Raw genomic sequence first — 10336 nt, forward strand, 5'->3', positions numbered from 1 at the left:
GAGTCGTCGTGCGGAAGAAACGCCGTCGACACATGAGGGGCTTAACTTGTGGGCGCATGACCACTGCATCGGATAGTCCGTTACGCAAGAAGAGCGTCGAAACCGTCCTCCATCAGAATGATCCGGTCGGCGGCGCGGCACCCACGGGGTTGGCTAAACGCCTCACCGCCAAAGATCTTGTCGCGTTCGGTATCGGCATGATCATCGGTACCGGCATCTTCACGCTCACGGGCGTGCAGGCTAAGGACAATGCCGGCCCGGCGGTGGCGATCTCCTTTCTCATCGCCGGAGTCATCGCCTTGTTGGCGGCGCTCTGCTACGCCGAACTCGCGGCGGCCGTACCGACGGCCGGCAGCGCGTACACGTACGCCTACACGACGATCGGTGAGATCTTCGCCTGGATCATCGCGTGGGACCTCGTGCTCGAGTTCGCCCTCGGTGCCGCCGTCGTGGCCCGCGGGTGGTCGGGCTACCTGCAGTCAGCCCTCGGGTTGCCGACGCAGTTTTTCGGGGAGGACTCGGTCGTCAACCTCGGGGCTGTCTTCATCGCCCTCGTGCTTGGTTTCGTCGCGCTGCGCGGCATTTCCGAATCCCGCTGGCTGACGAACGTGCTGGTCGTCATCAAAGTGTCGGTGTGCCTGTTCATCGTCCTCGTCGGCGCGTTCTTCGTGAATGCCGCCAACTGGAGTCCGTTCGTGCCGCCCTCGGAGCCAGCGGCCACTGAGGCGGTCGGCACCTTGCAGACCCCGCTGTGGCAAGTGGTCAGCGGGGTCGACCCCAGCGTCTTCGGCGTCTCGGGAGTGCTTGCCGCTGCCGCGGTGGTCTTCTTCGCCTACTCCGGTTTCGAGGTCGTCGCCAACCTCGGCGAGGAGACGAAGAACCCGGGTCGCGACATGCCACGCGGGCTGATCGGCTCGCTCGTCATCTGCACAGCGCTCTACTTGGCGGTGTGCCTGGTGATCACGGGAATGGTGCACTACACGCAGATCTCGGAGGGCGCGCCGCTATCCGATGCCTTCGCGCAGGTCGGTCTCGGGTGGGCAGGGGTACTTATCGGTATCGCTGCGGTGTGCGGCCTCAGCTCGGTGATTCTCGTGGATATCGTCGGAATGGGCCGGATCGGCTTCGCTCTCTCGCGCGACGGCCTGCTGCCCCCGGCCGTGGGACGGGTGCACCCGCAATGGCGCACGCCGGTCGGCGTCACCGTCGGCACAACCCTGTTCGTCGCGGTGCTGGCCGCGTTCGTGCCGTTGGGGGCTCTGGCCGAAATGGTGAGCATCGGCACGCTCTTTGCCTTTTTCGTGGTGTCGGTCGCGGTTATCGTGCTGCGACGCACCAACCCGGAAATGAAGCGCCCGTTTCGGGTGCCCTTCTCGCCGTGGCTACCGGCCCTGTCGGCGGTCGCCTGCCTGGCCATGATGGCGAGTCTGGCCACCGAGACATGGGTGCGATTCGTCGTCTGGCTGCTCATCGGCCTGGCCATCTACTTCGGCTACGGCAAGCGCCACTCGAAGCTGGCCACCGGCGAGCGGAAGCTCGCGCTGCCGGTGCCGCCGCAGACGTAGTCCCTGGAGGTCCCGGCCGCAAGAGGGCCCGCGTGGTGTCAGGAGACGCCCGTCGGCTGGGACGGTTCAGGCCGGTGGCGTCATCTCGGCGTGCACGCCCAGGAGGCGGATCGGCCGGTCGGGCTCGATGCGGTCGTCTGCGAGGGCGAGCGCCGCGGCGACGATGGCTTCGCGGTCGGAGGTTGCCGCCGGCAGCTTGCGGGAGCGGGTGACGGTGAAGAACGGCGCGTAGCGGATCTTCAGCCGCAGCCGCATCGCCGGGCGACCCTGCGCCGTGATGTCGTCGACGACCTGGTCGGCCAGTTCGGCGACCGCTGCGAGGATCTGGTCGCGGGTCGTCAGGTCTTGCTGGAAGGTCGTTTCGTGCCCGTGCCCGCGCGGCACCCAGGGCGTCGGATCGACGCTCACCCGCCCCTGGCCGCGGCCCAGGTCGCCGTACCAGGGGCCCATCCGCGGCCCGAACTCCCCGGTCAGCGTCTCGGCGGGCGCGCTCGCGAGCTGCTCGACCGTCTCGATGCCGAGCGCCGCCAGGCGTCCTGACACCTTCGACCCGACGCCCCACAGCGCGCGCGTCGGCCTCGGCCCCATCACCTCCAGCCAGTTCGCCGCCGTCAGCTCGAAGACGCCGCGCGGCTTTCCGAAGTCCGTCGCGTTCTTGGCGCGCACCGTGGTGTCGCCGATGCCGATGGAGCAGTGCAGTTGCGTCGCCGCCAGCACCGCGGCCTGCACCCGCCGGGCGAAGCCCACCGGATCGTCGGTGCGGACCCCGAGAAAGGCCTCGTCCCAACCGAGCACCTCGACGACCGCCAGCTCCCGCAGGGTGGCCATCACCTGATCCGACGCCGCGAGGTAGACCGGCGCGTCGACCGGCAGCAGCACCGCCTCCGGGCATTTGCGGGCGGCGATCCGCAGCGGCATCCCGGACCGAACCCCGAACTCGCGAGCCTCGTACGACGCCGTCGAGACGACGGCGCGCTGTGTCGGATCGCCCTGCCCACCGACGATCACCGGCAGCCCCGCTAGCTCGGGCCGGCGCAGCACCTCCACCGCGGCGATGAACTGATCGAGGTCGAAGTGCAGCACCCAGTCGGCGACCTTTGCAGAGCCCCGGCTGATCACGTCCACCCTCGCAGTGTCCCAGCGGCGCGCCGTCTCCACCCGCCCTCTGCCGCTAGGCCCAGCGGGCAGCATGTTGCGCGCCGCGCCTAATGGCGGCGCCCGCCGGCGGGAGGGCGGGTGTCAGTCGGGGGCGTCGAGCAACGGGCGGATGCGGTACGGGATGACCTCGCGCAGAAAGACGCTCGTCGAGGTGCGCAGGATGCCGGGGCAGAGGCGGATCTCCTCGCTGACGCGGTAGAGGTCGACGGGGTCGCGGGCGACGACGCGGCACAGCAGGTCGGTGTTGCCGGCGGGCGCGAAACACTCGAGCACCTCGGGGATGCGCCGCACCCCGGCCATCGCCTCTTCCAGTTGGTGCTGGTCGAGTTCGGCGGAGACGGTGGCGGCCAGACCGCGGCCCAGGGCGGCCGGGGGTATGCGGGTGCTCTCCATCCGCAGGAAGCCCTCGGTGCGGTAGCGGTCGAGGCGGCTTTGGATGGTGCCGCGGGCCAAGCCGGTTCGCTGGGCCAGCAGCAGAATCGTCATCCGCGGGTCGTCGTCGAGTGCCGCCATGATGCGGCGATCGGTGGCGTCGAGTCGGTACATGCGCGCTCCCAAGCCTCGTGCTGATCAATTTCGCCACCCCTACCGGTGCGATTTTGATCGATCTGATCAATGTAGGGGATGCCGGTTGTTCATCTGGGCGGCCTTGGTCTTTCATGGTGATCAGCAGACGAGGACGGGCCAACCGGCCACTCTTTCGTCCGCGGCCGCCGGGGTAGGCCCACCACTGCCATCCCGGGCAGGATTCGCGCCATCGCGCGAGACTCTGCGGGTCGCACGACGTTCGGGCGCCACCCACGCGCAACGGACGACACGCGAGGCGCCGACCAGCGGCATTGCTGGCGGCGCCTCGCGTGCGCCCGGCCCACCCACGCGCCCAGACGTGGGCCGAAACCCGGCTCACCCGGCGCACCGAGGGGTGCTTTGGCCCCAGGCTTTGGCACCATGGAGCGGTGACCCTGCCCTTGCCGGTGCTCTCCGGCCTGCCCCTGGAGTGGCTCGTGCGCGTGCCGTCGCGCGAGGACGTGCCGGGGGTGGTCGCGCTGCTGCGGGCGCAGCGACAGGCCTTGGGCATGTCGGGCGCGGTCGACGGGCAGGCCGTCGAGGCGGCGCTCATCGGCCGCGGCTCCTGGACCCGCCGGCAACTCGTGGCGTTCGACCCACAGGGAACGCTGGCGGCGTGGGTGTGCGTGCACGACCGGGCGGCCGGCCGCACGAACGTCGAATTCGCGGTGCACCCGACGGCTCCGGCTCCGGACGCGATCGGCGACTCGGTGCGCGATGTCGTGGCCTCCGCGCTGCTGCGCTGGGTCGACCGGGTCGCGCAAGACGTCATCGGTGAACGCGGCCTGACCCGCACCCGCCTCGACGCCACCGCCTACGCTCTGGACGATCGCGCTCAGCTCTGGTTGACGCGCGCCGGCTACCGGCTGGCGCGCACCTGGAGCCAGATGACCCGCCCCGTCGAAAGCACCGAGACGGACGCTGCCGAACTCGCGTTGCAGCCAGGTGTGCGGGTGCGCACCGTCGGCCTGCACCCCGACGGGATGCCGGTCGCCGACGACCTACGGACGGTGCACCACCTGCTGGAGGAGTCGTTCGTCGACCACTTCAACTCCTACCGCGAGAGCCTGGCGGAGTTCCTGCAGCGCCAGCGCGAGGGGCCCGGGCACACGTGGGAGCACTGGTGGCTGGCCGAGGTTCTCCTCGACGACGAGTGGCAGCCCGGCGGCGCGCTCATCGGCTCGGTGCTGCCCGAGGACGCGGACGGCTTCGAGGGCAGCTACGTGGAGTACCTCGGCGTCGACCAGCGCGCTCGCGGCCGCGGGGTGGCGCGGGCGCTGTTGGCCACGATCATCGCCGACGCGGCCGCGCGCGGCCGCGACCGCGTCGGCCTGGAGGTTGATGCGCAGAGCCCGACCCGCGCCGACGCCTTGTACGCGGCCATGGGCTGGCGCACCGACTACGAGACCCAGTCCTGGCACCGGGACCTGGAGCTGCAGTAGGCCGCGATCACACCGGCGGGCTCGGCTCAGACGTCTGCAGCCTTGCGGCTCTTGAGCTTCTGCCGCAGCGTCAGGCCGATGACCAGCAGCAGCGCCAGGTAGATGGTGATCGGGATCGGTCCGGAGACCAGGATCGAGTAGTCGCCATCGGAGGCGAGCAGCCCGTCGCGAAGACTGGTCTCAGCCAGCGGACCCAGCACCATCCCGATCATCAGCGGCGCCAGCGGCATGCCGTGGCGGCGCATGACGAAGCCGACGAGCGCGATGCCCAGCAGCAACCACAGGTCGAACGTCGAACTGGAGGTCGCGTACACACCCAGGCCGCAGAACAAGGTGATGCCCGCGTACAGATAGGGGGCCGGGATGAGGAGCAGCTTGGCCCAGTACTGCGCGAACGGCAGGTTGATGATGAGCAGCACGACCATCGCCAGGAAGAAGCTGGCCAGCAGCGCCCACACGAGGTCGGGGCGACGCTCGAAGAGCAGCGGACCGGGCTGCATCCCGTACTGCTGAAAGGCTGCGAGCATGATCGCCGCGGTCGCCGAGATCGGCAGACCGAGGGAGAGCAGCGCGCCCATCGCCATGCCGGTCGTCGCGTTGCCCGCCGCCTCCGGCGCGGCCAGACCCTTGATCGCGCCCTTGCCGAACTGCGGATCGGGGCGACGCCGGTCGAGACGACGCTCCACGTCGTAGGCCAGGAACGTCGGGATCTCCGAGCCGCCCGCCGGGATGACGCCGAACGGCAGGCCGATGCCGGTGCCGCGCAACCACGCGGGCAGCGCCTCCTTGAACTCGGCCAGCGACAGGTACGGTCGCCCGCCCTTGCCGATCCCCTCCGGCTTGGGGTCGCGCCGGATGCGCGCCGCTACGTTGAAGACCTCGCCGAGCGCGAGCACCGCGACGGTCACGGTGACCAGCGAGATGCCGTCGAACATCTCCGGCACCCCGAACGTGAACCGCTCGCTGCCCGAGATGGAGTCGATACCGACCGTGGCCAGCCCGATGCCGATGACCAGCGCCGACAGGCCCTTGATGGCCGAGTCGGAGACGACCGAGGAGGTCGCGACGAAGGCGAACAGCGCCAGGGCGAAGAACTCGGCGGGGCCGAAGTTCGCGGAGAAGTCCGCGAGTTTGGGGGCGAGGAAGACGACGATGATCGAGGCGATCATGCCGCCGACGAACGCGCCGATCGCAGCCGTGGCCAAGGCTTGCGGCGCCCGCCCGGCTTTGGCCATCTTGTGGCCCTCGAAGGTCGAGGCGATGGCGGACGCCTGACCGGGGGTGTTCATGAGGATCGCCATCGTGGAGTCACCGAACATGCCGCCGAAGTAGACGCCGGCGAACATGATGAACGCCGCCGTCGGGTCGAGCGCGAAGGTCATGGGCAGCAGCAGCGCGACCGCCATCGAGGAGCCGAGGCCAGGCAACACGCCGACCGCGGTGCCCAGGAAGCAGCCGACGAGCACCCACACCAGATTCATCGGGTCGAAGACGCCCGCGAACCCGCTCATCAGGTTGGTCAACGAATCCATGTCAGATCCCTCCGAGCAGGCCCGAAGGCAGGTTGAGGCCGAGGCCGACATCGAAGGCGAGGTACACGACGCTGGACAGTACGAGGGCCAGGCTCGCGTCGAACAAGGGGCTGCGGCTGCCCATGCCGCGAGCGACGAACCCGAACAGCAACGCTCCGGCCAGGATCCAGCCGAGGAACTCCAGGGTCGCCGCGAACAGGATGAAGCCGCCGACGGTCCAGGCGACGCTCGGCCAGTCGCTGAAGGTGGGATAGCTGGCGCCGTCCCACTCCGGCGCCACCGGCTCGGGGGTGCGCAGGTAGTGCAGCAACAACAGCACGGCCAGCACGTAGCCGGCGGCGGCGACGAGACCGGGGAAGAACCTCGGCCCGGGGAAGTCGGTGCCCTCGGGCACGTGCAGTTGCAGCAGGCCTACCGTCAGGTAGGTGCTGAAGGCGAACATCAGGAGCGGCAGCAGCAGGCCGCTGCGGCCGTGCCAGAAGGAGAAGGCCTTCACCGACTGGGTGGCCGAGCCCTGCGTCTCACTCATTGCTTCATCCTTTGCACGAGCTGGCCGATCTCGGTCTCCTGCTCGGTGAACCACTGTTGGAATTCCGGGCCCTCGAGAAACACATTCGTCCACTGGTTACGGGTGATGGCGTCCTGCCATTCCGGCGTTGCCGCCGCCTGGCGCACAATGTCGGCGAGCGTGGCGAACTCGGCGTCGGTGATGCCCGGCGGGGCGACGACGGCGCGCCAGTTGGCCAGCGTGACGTCGTAGCCGAGCTCGGTCAGGGTCGGGATGTCGCTCTCGGCGAACCGCTGCGGTGAGGCCAGCCCGAGGGCGCGTAGGCGTCCGCCTTCGATCTGGTCGGAGACGTCCTTGAAGCCGGAGGTCGCGGCGACGCCCGTGCGCGTGATGAGCGCCTGGGTGACCTCGCCGCCGCCGGACTTGGGGATCACCGTCATAGCCTGGGTGTCGACCCCTGCGGCGGTGGCCAGCTGCGTCAGCACGAGTTGGTCGAAGGTGCCGCCGACGATCCACGGGGTGCCGCTGGGGTTGGCCTTCCAGGCCTGCACCAGGTCGTCCAGGGTCTGGTAGGGGGAGTCGTTGGGCACGACGATGACGTTGTACTCCTCGACGACGCGGGCGATGGGGCGCACGGCGGAGTGATCGACCGCGGCGTCGAGCAGTTCGACGCTGCCGACCAGACCGGAGCCCGTGACCATGAGCACGTTGGCCTGGCCGCTCATCGTCGACAGCTTGCCGAGTCCGATCGTGCCGCCGGCACCCGGGATGTTGACCACCTGGGAGTTGTTGGTGATGCCGTTGGTGCGCATCGCCTGCTGCAGCTCACGCATGAACGTGTCCCAGCCGCCGCCGGCACCGGCCGGGGCGATGAGGGTGACGCTCGCGCGGGCGTCGCGGCCGACCCCCGCGGAGGCGAACGAGAAGTAGGTCGCGGTCGCCACGATGATCGTGCCGATGACCGCGTAGATCGCCATCGCCATCGGGTGCCGTCGGCCATGCCCCGGCTGCGGTGCCGGGGCCGACTGGTATGTCACGAGATTCCCTTTCGACTGGCCGCCAGCGAGTTGGGTGAACCGTGGCGTTGAAGGGACGATAAAGGGTGAATGTCGTGTCGGGGGACCTTCGGCCGTCGCGATCCGGTCTCGATTCATTAGCCTGGTGTGCGTTCCCCGTCGCCCGACCCGCGGAGGTCACCATGACCGTCATCCTCGCCCGAACCGCCACCGCCGAAGGAGAGGCCGCGCGCAATGCCGCCCTCGACGAGGCGCGTCGCCGTGGGGAGGATCTGCTCATCTTCAACATGAACGGCGAGCAACTCGACCCCGAGGGCGACGAGCTCGACGGGGTGTCCGTCACCTTCCGCACCCCCGATGCCCGCAGCCGCGACGCTGTGGGTGACCTGCTCGACGTGGCCCAGGCCACCTCGGCGTCTGCCATCGTCATCGGCATCCGGCACCGCAGCCCGGTGGGCAAGCTGCTGCTCGGCTCGGCCGCCCAGCAGATCCTGCTGGAGGCGACCGTGCCCGTGATCGCTGTCAAGGCTCCGCAGGGCTGAATTCGAGGGCTGAGATCACTCGGCGCCGGTTGAGCTGAGGCGTCGCGACCCGTGCCGACCTGGGGAATCGTCCCGGGTCGGCATTGTGGTGTTCGTCTCCAAGGGAACAAAAACGATTCGACTCGGGTTTGCTGCTGTCGATACCGTGACTGGCGCGCTCGGCAACGACGCGCGCTCGCCCGGGGTGCCACCGCGCTCCGCGCTCATCTCTTGGAACAGGACTTCACCCATGTCTGCCGCCACGGCCTCGTCGACAACCGCTGCGACGTCCTCCTCTGTCTCCCAAGAGCAGGAGCAGCGCCGCAACCGCACGATCCTGCGGGTGCTGACCGTTGCCGCATTCGTCGTGATCCTCAACGAGACGATCATGACGAACGCCATTCCGGTGCTCATGGGCGTGCTGAATATCGACGCGCGCGCCGCCCAGTGGTTGTCGGCGGGCTTCATGCTGACGATGGCGATCGTCATCCCGACGACCGGTTGGCTGCTGCAGCGCATCGGGCGCCGCGCCGCCTTCCTCACGGCGATGAGCTCGTTCACGGTCGGCACGCTCGTCTGTGCTGTGGCGCCGACGTTCGAGGTGCTGCTGTTGGGGCGCGTCGTGCAGGCGTGCGGCACGGCGATCATGTTGCCGCTGCTGATGTCGACGGTGCTGGCGCTGGTGCCGCGCCGCGACCGCGGCCGGGTCATGGGCAATGTGTCGTTGGCGATCTCGGTTGCGCCGGCGTTGGGCCCGGCGCTGTCGGGGCTGGTGCTGGCCGTGGCGTCGTGGCGGTGGCTGTTCGGCGTCGTGTTGCCGATCGCGATCTTCGTGGGGGTGCTCGGATTCCGACTGCTGACCAAGGACTCGCAGGAGGAGCGGGCAGGCTCGCTCGACCTCATCAGCGTGGTTCTCACGGTGCTCGGCTTCGGCGGCCTGGTGTACGGCCTGAGCCAGCTGGGCGGGGAGGCGCACGCCGTGCTGCCGCCGGTCGGATGCTTGGCCGTCGGGGTTGTCGCGCTGGTGCTGTTCGCGTGGCGTCAGGTCGTGCTGGTGCGCGGCTCGGGGACGCCGCTGCTGGATCTGCGGGTGTTGCGTAATCGCGGATACGTGGTGGCGGTGACTGTCATGGCGTTGTGCTTCATGGCGCTGATGGGTGCGGTCATCGTGTTGCCGATCTTCTTGCAGCAGGTGCTGGGTTTGTCGACGCTGCAGGCCGGTTTGCTGCTGATGCCGGGTGCGCTGCTCATGGGTTTGCTCGGCCCGCGGGTGGGCCGGCTGTACGACCGGGTCGGCGCGCGGGTGCTGGTGCTACCGGGCACGGTGGTGCTGGTCGCGGCGCTGGGGCTCATGGCGTGGAGCACGAGTTGGGCCGGTTGGCCGGTGTTCTTGGCGTTGCACGTCGTGGTGTCGGTGGCGTTGGCGTTCGTTTTCACGCCGATCTTCACGACCGGCCTGGGCAGCCTGCCCTCGAACCTGTACGAGCACGGCAGCGCGCTGCTGGGCACCTTGCAGCAGGTGGCCGCGGGTGCTGGCACGGCGCTCGTCGTCACGGTCATGGCCACTCGGGCTGCTGGCCTGAGCGCCGCGGGCGCGGCGCCGCACGCCGCGCAGGCCGGTGGAGTCGGTTTCGGCATCGGCGTCGCCGCCATTCTGGCGATCGGCGCCATCGTCGGCGCGGTCTTCCTCTCCCGCGAGCGTCCCGCCGCCAGCGACATCGTCGCCCACTGAGTTCGTCGCCCACTGAGTTCGTCGCTCACCGAGTTCGTCGCTCAGCGAGTTCGTCGCTCACTGAGCACGACCGATCGCCCGGTACTGCGGGTAGGCGCCCGAGGCTGCATGCCTTGGGCGCCTACGCGTGCTTGGTGGCAACAGTGAATTGGTCGTTGGGCAGGCCTTTGCGTTCGGGGATCAGTGCCGCTTCTGACGCTTGGCTCCCGCAGCTACTCGCCGGATCGCCGCCACTCTCGGCTTCCCCGTGCGGGCTCCCGCCACCGCTGGTGCTTTCAGCGGGTCGGCTGCTTTC

9 protein-coding genes are annotated in these 10336 nt (G+C 69.2%); 4 read left to right on the forward strand and 5 right to left on the reverse strand.

What is annotated here, in order from left to right:
- Window positions 1-56: 56 nt before the first annotated feature.
- On the forward strand, window positions 57-1565 hold the full coding sequence (locus KILIM_RS20820; RefSeq protein ID WP_006594737.1) for an APC family permease: 1509 nt from the start codon (window positions 57-59) through the stop codon (window positions 1563-1565).
- A 66-nt stretch (window positions 1566-1631) separates the two neighbouring features.
- Here KILIM_RS20820 and KILIM_RS20825 read toward each other — a convergent pair whose 3' ends face one another.
- Together KILIM_RS20825 and KILIM_RS20830 are read right to left on the reverse strand one after the other, a co-directional pair.
- Window positions 1632-2756 (reverse strand): DNA polymerase IV, encoded by a 1125-nt coding sequence (locus KILIM_RS20825; RefSeq protein WP_006594738.1) that lies wholly within the window; start codon window positions 2754-2756, stop codon window positions 1632-1634.
- A gap of 48 nt (window positions 2757-2804) precedes the next feature.
- Window positions 2805-3269, reverse strand: a complete 465-nt coding sequence (locus KILIM_RS20830; RefSeq protein WP_006594739.1) for an Lrp/AsnC family transcriptional regulator — start codon at window positions 3267-3269, stop codon at window positions 2805-2807.
- 410 nt (window positions 3270-3679) lie between these two features.
- Between KILIM_RS20830 and KILIM_RS20835 the strand changes: the two genes are divergently transcribed.
- Window positions 3680-4732 (forward strand): GNAT family N-acetyltransferase, encoded by a 1053-nt coding sequence (locus KILIM_RS20835; RefSeq protein ID WP_006594740.1) that lies wholly within the window; start codon window positions 3680-3682, stop codon window positions 4730-4732.
- Window positions 4733-4758: 26 nt separating this feature from the next.
- Here the strand turns inward: KILIM_RS20835 and KILIM_RS20840 are convergent, their stop codons facing one another.
- From KILIM_RS20840 to KILIM_RS20850, 3 genes are read right to left on the reverse strand one after another with little or no spacing between them, the layout of a single operon-like run.
- Window positions 4759-6264 carry a tripartite tricarboxylate transporter permease gene (locus KILIM_RS20840; protein WP_006594741.1) on the reverse strand — a complete coding sequence of 502 codons (1506 nt, stop codon included), beginning with the start codon at window positions 6262-6264 and terminating at the stop codon, window positions 4759-4761.
- A 1-nt stretch (window position 6265) separates the two neighbouring features.
- Window positions 6266-6793, reverse strand: a complete 528-nt coding sequence (locus KILIM_RS20845; protein ID WP_006594742.1) for a tripartite tricarboxylate transporter TctB family protein — start codon at window positions 6791-6793, stop codon at window positions 6266-6268.
- A complete protein-coding gene (locus tag KILIM_RS20850; protein WP_255247697.1) occupies window positions 6790-7809 on the reverse strand; it encodes a Bug family tripartite tricarboxylate transporter substrate binding protein in 1020 nt (339 codons plus the stop codon). Before KILIM_RS20850 ends, KILIM_RS20845 begins: the two co-directional genes overlap by 4 nt.
- Before the next feature lie 161 nt (window positions 7810-7970).
- On the opposite strand from KILIM_RS20850, the gene KILIM_RS20855 reads away from it, so the two are divergent.
- Entirely contained in the window at window positions 7971-8330 is a 360-nt protein-coding gene (locus tag KILIM_RS20855; protein ID WP_006594744.1) for a universal stress protein, read from the forward strand.
- A 229-nt stretch (window positions 8331-8559) separates the two neighbouring features.
- On the forward strand, window positions 8560-10041 hold the full coding sequence (locus tag KILIM_RS20860) for an MDR family MFS transporter (RefSeq protein WP_006594745.1): 1482 nt from the start codon (window positions 8560-8562) through the stop codon (window positions 10039-10041).
- Window positions 10042-10336: the final 295 nt, after the last annotated feature.

The sequence above is a fragment of the Kineosphaera limosa NBRC 100340 genome (genome assembly GCF_000298215.1).
Lineage (GTDB): Bacteria > Actinomycetota > Actinomycetes > Actinomycetales > Dermatophilaceae > Kineosphaera > Kineosphaera limosa.

What these genes read in the sequence shown, in the direction of transcription:
- KILIM_RS20820 (WP_006594737.1), top strand. Translation starts at nt 57, where the DNA reads ATGACCACTGCATCGGATAGTCCGTTACGCAAGAAGAGCGTCGAAACC.
- KILIM_RS20825 (WP_006594738.1), bottom strand. Translation starts at nt 2,756, where the DNA reads ATGCTGCCCGCTGGGCCTAGCGGCAGAGGGCGGGTGGAGACGGCGCGC.
- KILIM_RS20830 (WP_006594739.1), bottom strand. Translation starts at nt 3,269, where the DNA reads ATGTACCGACTCGACGCCACCGATCGCCGCATCATGGCGGCACTCGAC.
- KILIM_RS20840 (WP_006594741.1), bottom strand. Translation starts at nt 6,264, where the DNA reads ATGGATTCGTTGACCAACCTGATGAGCGGGTTCGCGGGCGTCTTCGAC.
- KILIM_RS20845 (WP_006594742.1), bottom strand. Translation starts at nt 6,793, where the DNA reads ATGAGTGAGACGCAGGGCTCGGCCACCCAGTCGGTGAAGGCCTTCTCC.
- KILIM_RS20855 (WP_006594744.1), top strand. Translation starts at nt 7,971, where the DNA reads ATGACCGTCATCCTCGCCCGAACCGCCACCGCCGAAGGAGAGGCCGCG.
- KILIM_RS20860 (WP_006594745.1), top strand. Translation starts at nt 8,560, where the DNA reads ATGTCTGCCGCCACGGCCTCGTCGACAACCGCTGCGACGTCCTCCTCT.